Genomic DNA, 17,559 nt, shown 5'->3' with positions numbered 1-17,559 from the left:
TTATCGATAACAATTCTCATTTTAGTCTTTAACTGATCCTGCTGGCAAGCCACGCTCCCTTGGCCGTAAGACGGCCGTCATCCTCTGGCCTTGTGCTACCTGGCTACCTGCTGCCATCCTCCACCGAGCGCACGGTATAGATCAACCGATGCTTGCAAGCTGAGTTGATGCAACTGAACTGCCAAGTCCTGCGCCGCAAACAAGGTACGCTGGGTATCCAGCATGGTGAGCAAGGTCTCGGCACCCGCCTTGTAGCGAGACTCCGCCAGTGCAAAAGCACGCTGGGCATTTTCCAGCTCTACATCCTGTGCCTGGGTTTGGCGATCTATGCCATTGATCAGATTCAGCGCAGTTTCCACATCCGCAAATGCGGTAATAATGGCCTGGCGATAATTGGCTAACAATTCTTGTCGGCGCGCAATCGCGTAATCGCGTTGTGCGGCTAAACGGCCAGCATTGAAAATAGGGGCGGCGATCCCTGCAGCCAGGCTATACAAGGGGTTATCAAACACACTATGTAAGTGATCACTCCCAGTAGAAATGCCGCCAGTCAATGTGATGCTGGGTAACATGGTGGCACGGGCAACCTGAATATTGGCATCTGCTGCCAGCAGGCTGGCTTCTGCACGTGCGATATCGGGCCGTCGGGTCAACAACTCGGAAGGCATTACCAGCCCAATCATCGGCTTGGCCACCTGATTCAGGCTGTTGTCCGCGATTGCCAGCTCGCTGACTGACTTGGACAACAATACTGCCAGCGCCGCCTGGATATTGCCGTATTGCTGTTGCAACAAGGCCTGGCTACGACGCTGGGACGCCACCAGGCCGCGCTGTTGTGCCAGCTCTATCGGAGTGGCTGCGCCTGCCCGATAGCGGGACTCCACCAGCTGCAGCACCCGCTCGGCATTCTCCAGGTTACGTCCGGCAATCTGCACCCGGTCTTGCAGGCCAGTCTGCTGTATCCAGGCTGTCGCCACACTGGCCGTCAAGGTCAGTTGCAGGCTGTCACGGTCAAATTCACTGGCCCGCAACGTGGACAGGGCACCCTGGTAAGCCGCCCGGTTCTTGCCCCAGAAATCAATCTCATAACTGGCGGCCAGGCCTGCTGAGTAATTGCTCAGGCTGGCAGCATCACTACTGCCGCCCATCCTGCGCTGCCGACCCAGGCTACCGGTTGCCGACACCTCAGGCAACAACGGCGCTCCCGCCACCACGGCCAGCTTCTGTGCCTGCTCTACTCGCGCAATTGCAGCGGCCATATTGAAGCTGTCGGTGTGCACACTACGCACCAGGCGATCCAGGTCAGGGCTACCAAATGCCTGCCACCACGCCTGATCCAGCTTGTTATTGTCTAGGGATGAAGCATTGCGCCATGCAGCAGGCAGCGGAGACAGTCCATCTTCAGGTTGTAGCTGTAAAGGTTGCACGCTGGTACAGGCTGGCAACAATACCAGCAGAAATAAACTCAGGGCTTTCATATTACTCACTGGCAAGCGCCACTACCGGATCCAGCTTGGCGGCCTGACGCGCAGGCATAAAACCAAACACCACCCCGGTAATTACGGAACAGAAAAAAGCGCCGATGACTGCGCTAAAGGAAAAGATAACCGGCATGCCCCACAACACGAGGGCAACACCGATGGCCAGCCCGAGCACCACGCCGGTGACGCCTCCCACAGTGGTCACCAGCACGGCTTCAGTGAGAAACTGCTGCAGGATGTCGCGCTGGCGTGCGCCAGTCGCCATGCGGATGCCTATCTCGCGCGTACGCTCCCGCACCGTCATCAACATCACATTCATGACACCGATACCGCCCACCCCCAGGGAAACCACCGCAATCAAGGCCAGCATCACGCCCATGCTGTCCTGGGTCTTGGCTTGTGCCGCAATCCAGGCCGCAGCATTCTCCAGGGCATAATCCCGTACCCGATGCCGTTCAAACAAGAGATCATCCACCGCTTTTTCTGCCACATCGACCTGCTTCATATCGCCGACTTCCAGGGTGATGTAGGAAGGATCACGCTCGCCAAACACCCGCAGACTGGCAGTGGTATAGGGGATCACCACCAGGTCATCATCGCTCTGGTCGCCGGTCACAGCGCCCTTGGAATCCAGTACCCCGATCACCTGGAATGGCACATTGCCGATCAGTATGGTTTCGCCCACCGGATTCTCGACATCGGGCATGAGATTGCGCACCAAGCGTGGCCCCAGTACCGCCACGGTGGCCATACGCTGATCATCTTCCTCGGTAAAGAAACTGCCCCTGACCACAGGCCAGGACAACATCCTCGACATGGCCGCACGGGAGCCCTTGATGCGCGTTTGCACGTCCTCGTTGCCATAACGCACGATCTTGCTGCCAGAAAGATTAGGCAAAACATAGCTAATCTGCGGGATATCCGCCAAGGCTTCCAGATCGGCGCTATTAATGCCACGCCCGGGAATGCGCGAACTCTCTCGCTTGGGACTGATATAGATATGATTGGTGCCAAAGGCACCCAGCTCACTGACCACACGCTCCTTGGTGCCCATGCCGACTGCCAGCATCACGATCACCGAGGCCACGCCGATAATGATGCCGAGCAAGGTCAGTGCTGTACGGAAACGGTTGACCCACATCACCCGCCAGGCAGCACGGCAGGCTTCCAGCACATCACCACGCCATTGAGACTTGGCTGGGAGTGCTTTAGGACTGAACTCAAATGTCTGCCCTATGGTCTGCTCACCTAAAACACCAACACCGGTATCACTGATAATCTTGCCATCGCGGATTTCGATGATGCGCTTTGCACTGGCCGCCACGTCGCGGTCATGCGTGATCAGGATAACGGTATGTCCTGCATCGGCAAGCTCATTCAACAGGCGCATCACTTCCTCGCCACTACGCGAATCCAGCGCACCTGTGGGCTCATCGGCAAGGATGATACTTCCGCCATTCATCAAGGCACGGGCAATTGATACCCGCTGCTGCTGACCACCGGACAGTTGTTTTGGTCGATACTGGCAACGATCTGCCAGACCCAGGCGCATGAGCAAGGCCTTGGCCCGCTCTGCGCGCGCATGCTCTGGCATACCAGAGTAGAGCGCGGGTATTTCAACGTTTTCCTGAGCAGTCTCGTTTGCGATCAGGTTATAACTCTGGAACACAAAACCAAAGGCCTCACGCCGCAACCAGGCGAGCTCGTCTGCATCCATTTGCGCCACATTGCGCCCGGCGAAGTAATAACTGCCTTCACTTGGGCGGTCAAGACAGCCCAGGATGTTCATCAGCGTGGATTTTCCCGAGCCAGAAGCACCGACAATCGCCACAAACTCCCCTGCATGAATCTCCAGTGAAATACCGTGCAGGATATCCACGCGCGGCTTATCCCCGCCGCCATAGTGCTTGCGGATATCAAATAAGGATATCAGCGGCTTGGATTCACTCAAAACTGGAATCTCCAGGGGCTAGGTTTGCTTGCCTTGATGGCCGTGACCAGTTGCTCTCCCTCGTTCAGGCCAGATTGCACCTCTGCGCGTAAACGATTACGCACCCCGACCTTGACCTCGCGCCAGACTGTCTTGCCTTGGTCCGTCAATACCTGTACTTTGTACTGACTGGTTTTGGCATCCACCTCTGTCAGCGCTGCAACCGGTACGGTAATGGTCTGGTGTGCTGCCGCCACGATAAAGGATGCTTGTGCTGTCATTTGCGGCATGAGCTCACCATCGCGATTATCCACATCAAATAATACGGTGTAGAGCACCACCTTGTTGCCGCTGGTTGCCTGCGTAGCACTAGCCGTCTGGCCTTCAGGCTTGGGCGGTGCAGGAAGCACCTGGCGCACCGTACTGTTCCAGCGTCGCAGATCACCGCCCAGCGTCTTGAAATACACTTGCATGCCCGGTTTGACATGACGCACATCCGCCTCCGATACATCGGTCCATACCGTCATGGTCGACAGGTCAGCAATGCGCAACAGAGTAGGGGTTTGGTAGGTGGCATTTAGTGTCTGCCCGGCCTTGGCTTCGATGGAAATTACAGTACCTGCCATCGGCGCATAAATCTTGGTAAAGCCAAGCAGTGCCTCATTGCCCTGCAACGTGGATTGCGTTTGCTCAATCTGCGCCTTGAGATTCTTGATACGCGCCAATGCCGTTTTCAACGCAGCCTGCGCCTGTTGCACCTCTTCGGTCCGGGTCGATCCATCGGCTTGCATCTGTTGCTGGCGTTCCTGTTGCTGGCTTGCCAGCTCATATTGCGCCTCTTGCTCTTCCAGCTGGGCCTGCAGGCCTGCCAGTGCACCACGTCCTGCATCCACGGTGGCCTGAGGTACGCGCGGATCAATCTCGGCCAAAAGCTGACCCTTCTGCACCGCATCCCCAGGTTGCGCATGCAAAGCCAGGATCTGGCCAGATACCTGCGCGCCCACATCCACGTAACTACGCGGCTGCAAGGTACCAATGGCGGTCACGTTATACTCAATGTCACCACGCTTTACCTGTTCAGTCTCAAACGCGTGCGATGCGCGCCCGTTCCACCATAGCCACGCGCATATGAGTACGACCGCCAGTAATAGCGCCCAGGACAACCAGCCAAACCTGCGTGCTGCCATTTAATTCTTCACCACAAATGTCAGGGTAGCAGTATGCCGCACATCCTCGTACTTCTTGCCCTGATGTGTCATGGAGCCATTCACGCGTGCCGTCACTTCCAGCACATACAAGCCAGGAAAAGGGGTGGACATGGATACTGTGCCATCCTCGGCTGGTTTCAAAGTGCGTATCCAACCTTCACTGGTAGTGACATTGACCTGGGAGGCCGCGACTGGCGTGCCCTTCCACACCAGCTTGAAAGTGTTGCCGTTAGGTTCGGTAGGTACCAGCTCCAGGTCATTAACGGCCTTGGTTTCATTGCGACCCAGACGTGCCTGGTAAAAATTCAACACATTGCCATCGGTCACGGCCTGGGCTGTCAGCCTGACATCTGCACTGCCATCGGCATCCACCGTCAATTGATGTTTTTCCGCCTTTAATGGCAAATCCTTGCCATCTGCCAGATACGCGCGCGCAGCAGCCACAGTAGTGGGCGCCAGACGTTCGGATTCATAGAGCCCGATGTAAGCACTGGTACCTTTTTCTCCAGGCTCCAGCCACAGATAGTTAGCATAGGCATTCAGGCTGGCGAGCAAACCCAGCGCTCCGGCACAGGCCTTCAATATTGTTGTGTTCATCAGGTACCCCGTAAAGCATACATATTGTTATTGTTGAAAAATTGCGGTTCTTACTAGTAATGACACGCGAGATCGAAAAAAGGACACCCTCAAGCCCGAAAAATCATGAAAAATTCCAGAGTGCATGGGGTAAATACCCTGTTTATGCCATCTAAACTGTTGTTCCATCGTCACTTGTGACTAACATCAAAAAAAACGGGGCACATGGCCCCGTTTTGGTTACTGCATGAAATTTAACTGCAATTAATAGACGTCTCGCAGGTAGCGCTTTTCACGCTTGAGCTGATTGACGTAACCAGCCGCGGCATCTGCATCCAAGCCACCATGCTGGGCTATCACATCATGTAACGCCTGATCCACGTCCTTGGCCATGCGGCTGGCATCGCCACAGACATAGAAATGGCCGCCCTCTTGCAACCAGGCGAACAGCTCCTTGCCGTTCTCCTTCATGCGGGTCTGGACATAAATCTTGTCTGACTGATCGCGCGAGAAAGCCAGATCCAGACGACTCAATATGCCATCCTTCATCATGCCGGTCAGCTCATCTTCATAGATAAAATCGCTGGCACGCTTCTGGTCACCAAAGAACAACCAGTTACGTCCATTGGCACCAGACTCACGGCGCTCCTGCAGGAAGGCGCGGAACGGGGCAATGCCGGTACCAGGGCCCACCATGATGACAGGGGCAGCCTTGTCCGCTGGTACGCGGAATGCCTTGTTAGTCGTGACAAAAATCCCGGCCTGGTCACCTTCATTGACACGGTCAGCCAGGTAAGTTGAGCAGACACCACCGCGCAAACGTTCACCAGTGCGATAGCGCACACTCGCAATCGTGAGGTGTACCCGATCAGGGTTAGCCAATGCACTGGAGGAAATGGAATAGGCACGGTGTTGCAGTGGCTTGAGCAGACTGACAAAGTCATCCGCTTCAAGCGCTAGCGCTGGATTGAGTTGCAGCAGGTCCAGCGTATCCTTGCCCCACAACCAGTTTTCCAGGGCCTCTTTGTCACCACTGCGGACGATATTGCTCAAATCTTCATTGCCAGCACGCTGTTCAATGGCGGCAATCAACTCGCGTGACGGCGTTGAAATCTCCAATGAGCGGCTTAGCAGCTCACCCAATGGCTTGTCGTGCTTGGCAACCGCTTTATCGGCGGCCACGCCCAGGCGGTTCAACATCAACTCCACCAAGGCTGGGTCGTTCTCCGGCACCACATTGAGGGCATCGCCCGCTTCATAGGTCAGTCCGCTACCCGCCAGGTCAAATTCATAGTGGCGAATTTCCTTGGCAGAGTCATTGCCAGACAGGCGACGATTGACTGCCAGCGTGGAAACATAAGGGTTTTTACGGTTATAGGCCGATACCACAGGCGCAGCTTCTGGTGTATCAGGTGCTGCCGCCACTTCATCCGGGCCACCTTCTACTTCTGCGAACAACGGCATGGCAGCTTCTATCCAGCCATTGGCGGGCTCTTCAAAATCCACATCGCAATCCACCCTTGCCAGCAGGCGCTTTGCACCCAACTGCTCCAGGCGCATGTCGATCAGCTTGCCTGCTTCACAGAAACCATCGTAACCAGTATCCCCAATTGCCAGCACGCCAAAGGTCATCTCTTCCAGGCGTGCGATGGTTGGAGAGGAGATCGCCTCCCAGAACAGCTCGGCGTTATCCGGCATTTCGCCTTCACCATAGGTGGAAGTCACGATCATGACGCGCCGCATGGTAGCAAAAGCTTCCAGCTCAACCTCGTCCAGGGATTTGACGACCGGCTCCAGGCCATGGCTCTTGGCAGTGGCAGCCGCAGTACGGGCAAGGCCTTCTGCATTACCGGTCTGGGTGCCATAGAGGATATACACAGGCGGTTTGGCACGAGCAGCACCAGCTGCCTGATCACTCGCTAATAAGCGGGTATTCATGCCTGCCAGGAATCCAGCCAGCCAGGCTTTCTGGTCTGTATTGAAAGGGGAGTCTTCGGGAATGTAGGGAATATTCATGATTCAGTCGTTAGTCGTTCATGCCGTGCCCGCAAGCACGGCATGAGATCAAGCATATTATTATCAGTTGGACTTCAGCGCAGTGGCAAGCTCAAGCAGGGAAGACTTGGCAAACAGTTCTTCCAGGCTGGGCAACGCACCAATCAGGCCGCGGTTTTTGAAACTCTGGTGGATGATCCAGCCATACGTACCTGGGCTATCCATGGAGAGAATATTGCGCTGACTCAATGCAGCCTTGTAATCAGACAAACGCTTATCTGCGATCAATACGGCAAGCTCTTCATCACCATAGTCCTCAATCGCTTCACGCGCGTAGCGTTGCAGCTTCTGCATCAGCACAAAATCTTCCGTCAGAAGCAAGTTACGCACTGCCTTCTGCACGGCAGGATCAGCAGCATCCTTTGCTTGCGGTACCTTCGCCAGCGCTACCTGTTGTGCCATGTTCAGTACGGTATAGTTGTTCAGCAGCTCAAACATGTCCTGAGTGTCGGTGTCGCCATAAGCAGGCACCTTGCCGCCCAATACTGGCTTGCCATCCCGGTATGCCAGCTTGAACTTGCGCACTTGGAACGAAGCCAGCGCAACCGACAGCTCTTCCAGCAGGTCTTTCCGGGGCTTGGCCTTGAGGATTTCCGTACTGTCCTGATATAACAACAGCGCACGCGGCATGACATAGGCAAAGTTGTGCTGTTCAGCTTCCCAATTCTCCAGCAACCACGCGGCACGCTTGGAACCCGTGGCTTCCAGGTGCCATTGCAACAACTGCTGTACAGCCTGGCTATGCACCAGCGCCATTTCGCTACCGTCTGTAATAGAACCTAGCAGCACAGAGTCCGCAGCAGCCTTGCCCGCCAGCTCACCATAAGGATCATACTGGTAAGCAAAACCACCACTCATGCCGTTACCGAAGCCCTTGCCGAATGCACCCAGGTTCAGTACCGCGCCATTGGTCATGTATTCACAGGCAAAATCGCCCACGCCTTCAACCACGGCAGTGGTGCCTGAGTTACGCACGGCAAAGCGGTCGCCAGCCTGGCCTTCGACAAACAGGCGGCCACCGGTAGCGCCAAACAAGGCAAAGTTACCCACCAGCACGTTGCCACCAGCTTGCTCAGAACCGCCACCTGGAGAGGTGACGATGATGGAACCACCGCACTGGCCCTTGCCCACGCCGTCGTTACAGGTACCACTGTGACGCATGATCATGCCATCGTTGCAGAATGCTCCATAAGACTGACCAGCAGAACCACTGGTGCTGACCACCACGCTACCTGGCTTGAGGTAACGACGACCGCGCTTATCCATGGCCGCTGCTGGCAAGCTCAATGCCTGTTGCGCGTTCATGTCATGATTAAGCATGCGCTCGATATCAATAGCCAGCTGGCCACCCACACTCTTATGACAGTTGTTGAGTCTGCGGCCTTCACCCAGGCTCACTTCCAGTGCTTTGCCCTCTACAAGAGCAGCTCGCAGCTGGTCGATGAAAGCATCGTCCAATGCGTAGTCTTTTTCCATGTAGACAGGATTTTCAATCTTCACTTCAGGCACTACGGTCAACATGGCACGCAGGTCAAGCTGGCCGACGCTGGAAGGGTGATCAAGTAATTGCAGCAAGTCGGAACGACCACGCGCTTCCGCCAGCGAGTGCAGGCCAATCGTCGCGAGAATCTCGCGAGTTTCATGGGCCACGTTCAACAGGTATTGCGCCAGGGCACGTGGGTCACCATCAAATACTTCCGCATTGGTGGTCAGGCCAGCAGGGCACTTGACGTTACAGTTCTTCGCCATCACGCATTTCAACATCATCAATGCGGTAGTGCCAAATTCAAAACTGTCGCCTCCCAGCATGGCAGATTTCACCACGTCGCTAGCTGTCTGGTGCGCGCCGGAGCAACGCAGGATCACTTTGTCGCGCAAACCGTTGGCAGACAATGCCTGGTGCACTTCAGCAATACCGATTTCCGCAGCACGACCAGTGTATTTCAAGCTGGTCACAGAAGCGGCACCAGTGCCGCCAGTATTACCGGCCACGTTGATCACGTCGGCACCCGCCTTGGCAACGCCAACAGCAATCGTGCCTATCCCTTCTGAAGACACCAGCTTAACGATCACGCGAACGCGCGCAGCCTTGCAGTCATGGATCAACTGCGCCAGATCTTCAATCGAATAAGTATCGTGATGGGGCGGCGGTGAAACCAGCTCAACCCCTGGTGTACCGCCACGCGCAGCAGCAATTTCCACTGTTACCTTGGGAGCAGGAAGCTGACCGCCTTCACCTGGCTTGGCACCCTGACCAATCTTGATTTCCAGCTCTTCCAGCATAGGGTCAGCCAGATAGCCTGCCCATACACCGAAGCGACCTGAAGCCAACTGTTTGATACGCGAGGCACGGATAGTGCCGTAACGCGTCATATGCTCGCCACCTTCACCGGAATTGGACATACCGCCCACCATATTGGTACCGTGCGCCACCGCCTCATGCGCAGGTGCCACCAGCGCGCCATGACTCATGGCACCGGAAGCAAAGCTACGGGTAATCTCACTTGCTGGCTGCACGTCTGCCAGTGGCAGGCTTTCCGGGGCCACCCGCAATAGCTTGAGATAATCAGCGGCATTGCCACTGGCTTCTACTGTCAGGGCATCACTTTCCATCCAGTGACCACTGATATCGTGACCAAAATGTGCCACCAGCGCCTGGCCAAGGGTAGAAAGACGGGTAATGTCTGAGGCAAGAGGGCCAGTCAAATGCAGGCTGAAACGCCCATTTTCCAGTACCTCGCTCTTCAAGCCACGAATCATCACGCTGTTATTGCCAACAATGGCAAAGCGTCCCAGCACCTTGCGGAATTCGGCTTCAGTCTTGAGCTTGCTGACATCTGCCGGGAACTCCAGCACATCGCGCAACGCCGCAGGCCGCTTCTCGCGCTCTTCTGCCATCATGTGGGAAAAACTGCGATAGCTGCTGGTCACGTCAAACTGGTTGATCGCTTCATTACTCAGACGATCAAAGCTGCCATTATTAAAGGCATCTTCCTTTTTCAGGGCAAATGCATCTTCCAGGCGTGACAGTGTCATCAGGCGCAGGAACTCATCTTCAGGCCGCTTTTCCTGCTTATCGAAATGGATTTTTTCTTCGGTCATGTCGACAAAACCGCGAACCGCGATGGTGCCATAAGAGTGACCAGCACCTTCTGAACGCTCCTTGAACAGGCCGAGTAAAGGCACACTGTTTTCATCGGTCACGATCAGGGCACGCTGATGCCAATCCACCACCATTTGCGCGATCACGGCAAAGTCAGCCCCACCCACGGTGTTTTTCAGGTTGGGGAAATATTTTTTCAGCACCCGGTCGTTGGTATTCAGGAAGTTAGGCTCAAAGAACTCACCGCCAATATAGCTTTCAACAGTACAGAGGCCGACCTTGCCCATGGTCTTCATCAGGGCTTTTTCGGCAGCCTTGGCATAACGCTTGAAGGCCTTGTCCGCATCCGCTGCATACTTTTCTTCAGCACGAATCTGTACGCCCAGCGGATACACCGCAGAAGCGCCAAAACCCAGTGCCGCAGCAATATGATGGGAAGACACAACCTGGCCGCTTTCCGCTACCAGGGAAACATCCAGGCGCAAACCTTCATCAATCAGGCGCTGGTTGATGGCGGACACCACGACCAGCAAAGGCATGGAAGCCAGGGTGGAAGAGACATGGCGATCAGAAATGACGGCAATACCGCCTTCTTCACGGGCAAATGCCACCACGGCGTTGGCCAGTTCATCAATGGCCTTTTCCAGCACCACCGCATTCGCGTCTGCATCATTGATGATAGGCGCGTACAACATGTCAAAGCAGCGATAGGGTGTTTCCTGCTGATCACGCAGTTTCAGCATATCCAGATGACCCAGGATAGGCGAATCAATCACGATCTGGCGACCACTAGCCTTATTCATGTTCGGTTTGGCACCCAGCGCCACGCGCAAGGTCATGCCATCCGCTTCACGGATTGAATCCAGCGGGGGATTGGTCACCTGGGCAAAACGTTGCGAGAAGTAGTGCGCAACGCCGCCTTCATGATCGCTCAGCGCATTGATGGCATTGCCGTAACCCATGGCAGAGATTTTCTCTGCGCCGGTTGCCAGCATCGGGTCCATCATGAACTTGAAGCTTTCCTGATTGTAGTAATAGGCGACAAAGCGCTGATAGCGCTCAAGGTTGCCGTGATAACGCTGTGGAGAACTGGCTGTCTCCGCAGCTACTGCAGGCAAGTCACCAAGATTCGCGCGCGCTTTTTCCAGCAGCTCCTTGTAATCACGTTTGGCTGCCAGCATTTCCAGCGTTTCCAGTGTGCCAAAAGAGCGTTGCTGATCATGATCAAAATAGAGCATGCCACCAGCTTCAATACGACCACGACGCAAGACACTTTCAGGCGCAAAATTGATCTGGCCAGCTTCAGACATGACGCACAGGTATTCCTGGGTTTCAACGCTACGCAATGGACGCAGACCAAGTCGGTCCAGGCGGGCACCCACGACGGTACCATTGCCAAAGATCAGGGCAGCCGGGCCATCATTTTTCTCTTCATACAGCGAGAAATACTCCAGCATCGCCTGGATGTTTTCCGGCAGGGTTTCATCATTTTCCCAGGCAGGTGGCATCATCGACACTACCGCAGTCACCAGATCCAGGCCATCATCCATCAGGCGGCTGTTCAAGGTCTGATCCAGACGGGAGCTATCGGACTGCCCCTTGGGACGAAAAATCTTGCCATTGCGGGCGCGGGCTAATGCAGCTTCTGCAATGCGGTTCTTACGGTCGGTATTCAGCTCACCATTGTGCGCCATCATGCGGAATGGCTGCGCCATACTGGGATGCGGGTCAGTATTGGTGGAGAACCGGGTATGGAAATACATGGTGTGTACAGCATGATCCGCTTCCATAAGGTCATGGAAATAAGGGATCACTTCATTGGAATTCAAACGCCCCTTGAGCACCTGGGTGTGTGCAGACATGGAAAGCGGATACAGGCCAGCGAGTGCTGCGTCTGTATAAGCTTGCTCCTCGATCACCAGCAAGGCTTGGTAAATACGGCGATCAAATTCCGCTACATCAATATCCTGCGGCGCAGCAAAGACCCATTGCTGGATAGGCAACTGATAACGCACTGCAGCAGGGCGGATGGATGTATTGTCGACAGGCACTTCACGCTTGAGCAATACCGTGAAGCCCTTGGCACTCAACGCATCCTGAATAATGTGTTCGGCACGTGGATGCGCAGCCGCATCACTTGGCAAGAAGAAATTGCCCACTCCAAAACTGCCAGATTCAAGCTCCTGACCAGTCAGCCTGCGGAAAAAGGATAAAGAAAGATCAATTGAAACACCCGCGCCGTCACCCACACCCTCGGCAGACATACCACCTCGATGCGGAATAGTACACAACGCTTCATGACCCTTGATCAACACATCATGGGTCTGCACGCCGTCTTTGCGCGTAATAAAACCGACACCACAGTTATCTTTTTCAAGAGAACTGTCGTACAAACCAAAAGTGTTTTCGCCCAAAGGACTATCGATCGTGCTCAATTGAACTTCTCCAGCAATTTCGTTAAATTCTGACAGAGCGCTAACCGCAACCGGCATGTCTTGATTGGAGGAGAAAACAGCACTATGAGTTCATAAACACATCGTGTATTGTTAGCCTTGCCTCGCGATTCAGGCGCACCCCAACTTTTGTTGGGCTTTCACCGTAAGCAAGACCTGTACCACTGATAATTCATATCAATTAAGGCTTATCTATCATGGCAAAGTAAACAATAAGTCAATGAATTTTAATTACTTATTTTTATTATTGTTAATCCGTCGCATTAAAAACTGATTTACCCTTCCCAACAACCGCACCACAGTTGTGCAAATATCCTTAGATTGCACAAATTGTGTGCATATTGTCCTTTTCTGCTACAAAACCTACCTAACTCCTTGCCATTATTAGCCTCAACAAGCTATTTAGATTACTTCGAATGAGCAATCCAGATTTCTTTAACATAACGGGGAAAAGTAATAAATGACAATATAATAATTAAAATCAATTGCTTAATTAATTACATTACCCCTTGCGTTATTTCATGACACTCAGTAAAAAGCACCAAACTGGTGCATATGTTTGTCCTCTATCAATAAAAATACCCGGTGATTAGCCGGGTATTTTTAAACGTCATTGTCTTAGAACTGATACTTCAACGTCAGCATGGCATTACGTGGCGCGCCGTAAAAGCCCATATTGCTTGTCGTGTTGGTGTAATACGCCTTATCAAACAGGTTATTTAGATTTAATGCCGCTGAAAAATGCTCGTCAAATTGATAACGCGCCATCAAATTGACAACGGCATAACTCCCCTGTGTAAACCGATATGCATTGCCAGGACCAGTATCATTGGTATAAATCCGGCTTTGCCAGTTTGCACCGCCACCAATCATCACCTTGTTCCAGGCACCTGGCAGAGTATAGGTAGTGAACAACTTGAACAGGCTCTGCGGTGTCACGGTCTGTATTTTATTTCCATCTGCATTTTGCGAAATTCGGAAGGTATAGCCTCCACTGACTTGCCAGCCCGGTGCTAGCTCACCACTTGCCTCTGCTTCAAACCCCTTGGTGACAGTACCTTGTTCAGCACGTGAAGCACTACCGCCAGCAGGTGTAAGGAAACCCGTATCTGGTACAGCCAGGTTATCCTGCTCCACTCTGAAGATTGCCAGGCTGGTGTTCAGACGACCGCCATACAAGGCATGCTTTATTCCCGCTTCGTAGCTATCGCCTTCCTCTGGATCCAGATAGCTACCATTTCTATCCATGGCACTGACCTGCGGGTTAAAGATTTTCGTATAACTTGTGTACACAGAAGCGTTATCAGTGATGTCATAAGTGGCTGCCAGGTATGGGGTTACTATTCCTGTTTCATCACGGCTTGCCAACCTAGAGGCACCTACATAAGGAAGAGTTTCGACTGAGCGATGCCAATGTACTATTCTGGCCCCCGCCAGGATGGACAATCGATCTGCTGGCTTGAACTTGGCTGTCATATAACCGCCAAACTGGCGTGACCGGAAATCACTGCGTCCCGTTGATGGCATGTCTGGCTTAGCAATATCGCCATCCCAGTCAAAATAATTGTCTACTGGAAGTATTTGCCACAGTCTGTATGTTGGCTGGTTATACTCGGTATGTGAATAATTCAGCCCGAATATCAACTCATGCTGACGCCCGCCTAGTGAAAACGGTCCGGAAGCGTAAGCATCGAGCCCATTCTGCACCGGCTTCGCCTGCCAACGACCACCCCATAATGTAATACCTCTGCCTGTGTTCTGGTTGAGACTGCCAGAACCACCTGCACCTATCACGCTGTCATAACGATTTCGCGACTGATTGAATTGCACTTTGGCACGCCAATCATTTTCGAAAAAATGCTCAAGCGATGTAAAGAAGGCAAACTTCTCATTCTCGCTATAAGCCCATTTGGCCCCAGGATTCTTGGATCGATTCCATTTCGTATGGCTACCATTGCTATAGAACAAGGGAAGCCCAGCTTCCGGTGAATCATGCGTTTCATGATTCTGATACTCCATACCGGCAGTGAACAGCGTTGATGGCGTCAGGTCAGCCTCGACAATACCGTACAGCATCTCCCGCTCAACGCCATACCGATCAAGATTGGATCCACTATCTTGCTTAACCGCCACCAGGCGCCCACGCACACTTCCATCAGGATTTAGTGGGGTAGAAATATCGACCATGCCGCGGTAATTGTCCCACGAGCCAAGTTGACCTGTAACAGATGCCTGAAATTCCTTGGTGGGTTTTTTGCGGATGTAATTAATACTTCCCCCGGGTGAACCAATACCAAGCATCAAGCCATTGGAACCGCGTACGATTTCCACCCGATCATAAAAAGCCATATCGTTGGTCATCAATTCAAAACCGCCACTACCTAGAGGCAAGCCATCTACAAGATAATTATGAATGTTGAACCCACGGGACTGGAAAGTGTTCCAGTTGGCACCTACATAGCCGCTTTGTACCACACTAATACCCACTGTTTGCTCCAGCACTTCCTGCAACTGCGTCAGGTTCTGGTCGTCCATGCGCTGCCTGGTGATTACACTGACCGACTGTGGCGTGTGACGTAATGACATGGGCAATTTGGCGGAAGCACCGGTGGAGCTTGTGGTGTAGGAGCCGGTATTCTCAGTAGTAGGATCCTTGCTGGCGCTTACTTTGACTTCTTCAAGGGTAGATGCAGCTCCTTTACTTGGGGCTGCCACACCCGCCTTGCGCACGAGATAACCACCATTTTCCTGCTGCACCGCTTCCAGGCCTGTGCCAAGCAATAGCGCGTTGAGACCATCGCGCGCAGAATAGGCGTTATCAAGGCCGTTACTGTGCAGGCCTGAGGCTATTTCATTGGTGAAAGCAATCATGACACCAGCTTCGCGCCCGAATCGGTTCAGTGCTTCCTTTAGCGAACCAGCTGGAATATGGTAACGCTGCACATCGGCTTCAGCCGCCTGAGGGCTGCTGATCGCCAATACTGGCAAGGCGATGAGCGCCATGCTAGACAAGGCTTGTGCGACAGCAAAGCCTGCAATGCGAAGCCTGAAATGATGATGTTGAATCTGCTGACTACCGTGCTGTTGCTGCATTGATTTTCCCTTATTGACCATTGAAAACAGGTTTCCCTATTTCCTATGCCCCATAACAATCAAAAACAGCTCAGCTAATACAAATTAATCGCATTTAAATGATTGATATATGACTCAGCCCGGCTGATTCGCCGGGAATAACCTGACCCAGAACCTCGTAAGTGACTTAACTTCCAGCCGCAAGGTATTCCTGACCATATCAATCACCTTGTCGGTATCCTCCAATGGGTAAGTCCCTGACACCTTGAGTCCGGCAATACTGTCGTCACACCCCAGGCTACCTTGCCGGTGACGATTCAGCTCCGCCAGGAAATCATCCAAGCGCATATCATCCGCCACGATCATGTGCTGCACCCAGGCAGTGTCATTGTCATTGATCACTTCAAGTGGCGTCACCTGCGGGTGGTAAATGAAAGCTGCTCGCCATTGTCCACACGGACACTGATGGTCATCTCTGAAGGCATTACTTCAACCGCACCTTCCCATACGCCGATCTTGATCGGTCCGTCTTTTTCATTCGTCAACTGGCGCACCATAAAACGGGTGCCAAGTGCGCGCATGCTACCCTGATCAGTCGCCACCAGAAAAGGGCGTGGATTTAGCTGTCTATCGGGCGCAGTTGTCACCATGATTTCCCCATGCACCAGCATGACAATCCGCTGATGCTGGGTATAGGCAATGTTGATGGCACTTGATGAGTTCAACTCCACTACCGTGCCATCTTCCAGCACCACCTGCCTGCGCTCGCCTACGCCAGTGCTATGATCTGCCGTCAGTTGCCACCAGGACAATCTGTCCTGTGCCACAAAGGCCGAACCACCAGCAAACAGGACGGCAGCGAGCGTCTTGATTGCCCGGCGGCGCTGGCTTGAACCTCGTGGTGTAAGTGTCGCATGGGCAAGTGGTGAAGAAAGCCCGCTCAGTTTTTCACCCAGTCGCTCTATATGCTGCCATGCGCGTTCATTATCAGGGTGGGCATCGCGCCATTGTTGCCAGTGACTGCGCATCTCCTGGGTGACATGGTCAGATTGCAATTCAACCAGCCACTCCGCAGCCTGACGGCTGGTTTCTGCGGGAATCGATTGTGGGCCTATAGACACCATTACCGATTTACCCCAAAGCAACATTGCTGCACCGCACGCACGATATAGCGCTTGACCGTGGAAATTGACACACCAAGTTGCCGGGCAATGTCTGCCTGACTCAAGCCATCAAGCTGGGACCAGAGAAATGCCTTGCGTACATCGCCAGGCAAACCATCAAGTAAGGCATCAATTTCCAGCAGGGTTTCCAGAATAATGACCCGCAGCTCAGGAGAGGGTATATCTTGGGCAGGCAACAATGCGAGGGCATCCAGATAGGATTGCTCAATTTTCTTGCGTCTGTAGAAGTTGGAAAGCAACCCACTGGCGACAGTGGTGAGAAAAGCCCGTGGTTCACGTAACGAAGCCACATCACTGTTGGTCAGCACCCGCATGAAAGTGTCATGGGTCAGGTCTGCAGCGTCAAAACTATTGCCTATTTTCTTGCGTAACCAGCCATTGAGCCAACTGTGATGATCAGAGTAGAGTGCCTTGAATGCGATGACTGATGGTGATGGTTGAATTGACACGGCAGCAAGCACTTGCCAGATAAACCAGCAATTTCAAATGATAATGAA

At 53.3% G+C, this 17,559-nt stretch carries 10 protein-coding genes; all 10 read right to left on the bottom strand.

The genetic code is table 11. The features are described from left to right. Window positions 1–95: 95 nt before the first annotated feature. A complete protein-coding gene (locus LG201_RS11105; RefSeq protein ID WP_226772881.1) occupies window positions 96–1,478 on the bottom strand; it encodes an efflux transporter outer membrane subunit in 1,383 nt (460 codons plus the stop codon). Between the two features lies 1 nt (window position 1,479). Then, window positions 1,480–3,432, bottom strand: a complete 1,953-nt coding sequence (locus tag LG201_RS11100; protein ID WP_319006054.1) for a MacB family efflux pump subunit — start codon at window positions 3,430–3,432, stop codon at window positions 1,480–1,482. After that, window positions 3,429–4,598 (bottom strand): efflux RND transporter periplasmic adaptor subunit, encoded by a 1,170-nt coding sequence (locus LG201_RS11095; protein ID WP_226772271.1) that lies wholly within the window; start codon window positions 4,596–4,598, stop codon window positions 3,429–3,431. The genes LG201_RS11100 and LG201_RS11095 overlap by 4 nt, the downstream gene beginning before the upstream one ends. Then, complete coding sequence (locus LG201_RS11090; protein WP_226772270.1) at window positions 4,599–5,216, bottom strand: hypothetical protein; 618 nt, start codon at window positions 5,214–5,216, stop codon at window positions 4,599–4,601. Window positions 5,217–5,459: 243 nt separating this feature from the next. Beyond that, window positions 5,460–7,211: a sulfite reductase subunit alpha gene (locus LG201_RS11085; protein WP_226772269.1), complete on the bottom strand. Its 1,752-nt coding sequence runs from the start codon at window positions 7,209–7,211 to the stop codon at window positions 5,460–5,462. A 63-nt stretch (window positions 7,212–7,274) separates the two neighbouring features. Next, a complete protein-coding gene (locus LG201_RS11080; protein ID WP_226772268.1) occupies window positions 7,275–12,788 on the bottom strand; it encodes a glutamate synthase-related protein in 5,514 nt (1,837 codons plus the stop codon). A gap of 636 nt (window positions 12,789–13,424) precedes the next feature. Beyond that, window positions 13,425–15,899 carry a TonB-dependent siderophore receptor gene (locus LG201_RS11075; RefSeq protein ID WP_226772267.1) on the bottom strand — a complete coding sequence of 825 codons (2,475 nt, stop codon included), beginning with the start codon at window positions 15,897–15,899 and terminating at the stop codon, window positions 13,425–13,427. Window positions 15,900–16,013: 114 nt separating this feature from the next. Continuing rightward, complete coding sequence (locus LG201_RS11070; RefSeq protein ID WP_226772266.1) at window positions 16,014–16,295, bottom strand: FecR family protein; 282 nt, start codon at window positions 16,293–16,295, stop codon at window positions 16,014–16,016. Next, the gene (locus LG201_RS11065; protein ID WP_226772265.1) at window positions 16,292–17,002 is read right to left on the bottom strand and encodes a FecR domain-containing protein; all 711 of its coding nucleotides are present in this window, start codon (window positions 17,000–17,002) and stop codon (window positions 16,292–16,294) included. Before LG201_RS11065 ends, LG201_RS11070 begins: the two co-directional genes overlap by 4 nt. After that, window positions 17,002–17,511 carry a sigma-70 family RNA polymerase sigma factor gene (locus LG201_RS11060; protein WP_226772264.1) on the bottom strand — a complete coding sequence of 170 codons (510 nt, stop codon included), beginning with the start codon at window positions 17,509–17,511 and terminating at the stop codon, window positions 17,002–17,004. The genes LG201_RS11065 and LG201_RS11060 overlap by 1 nt, the downstream gene beginning before the upstream one ends. Window positions 17,512–17,559: the final 48 nt, after the last annotated feature.

Source organism: Methylobacillus gramineus, from assembly GCF_020532675.1.
GTDB classification, from domain to species: domain Bacteria; phylum Pseudomonadota; class Gammaproteobacteria; order Burkholderiales; family Methylophilaceae; genus Methylobacillus; species Methylobacillus gramineus.
The sequence above is the reverse complement of the archived record's forward strand: the minus strand, read 5'-3'. Positions and strand labels throughout refer to the sequence as shown.

Coding starts and splice junctions, on each gene's coding strand:
- LG201_RS11095 (WP_226772271.1), bottom strand. CDS start 4,598: ATGGCAGCACGCAGGTTTGGCTGGTTGTCCTGGGCGCTATTACTGGCG.
- LG201_RS11075 (WP_226772267.1), bottom strand. CDS start 15,899: ATGCAGCAACAGCACGGTAGTCAGCAGATTCAACATCATCATTTCAGG.
- LG201_RS11085 (WP_226772269.1), bottom strand. CDS start 7,211: ATGAATATTCCCTACATTCCCGAAGACTCCCCTTTCAATACAGACCAG.
- LG201_RS11090 (WP_226772270.1), bottom strand. CDS start 5,216: ATGAACACAACAATATTGAAGGCCTGTGCCGGAGCGCTGGGTTTGCTC.
- LG201_RS11105 (WP_226772881.1), bottom strand. CDS start 1,478: ATGAAAGCCCTGAGTTTATTTCTGCTGGTATTGTTGCCAGCCTGTACC.
- LG201_RS11065 (WP_226772265.1), bottom strand. CDS start 17,002: ATGGTGTCTATAGGCCCACAATCGATTCCCGCAGAAACCAGCCGTCAG.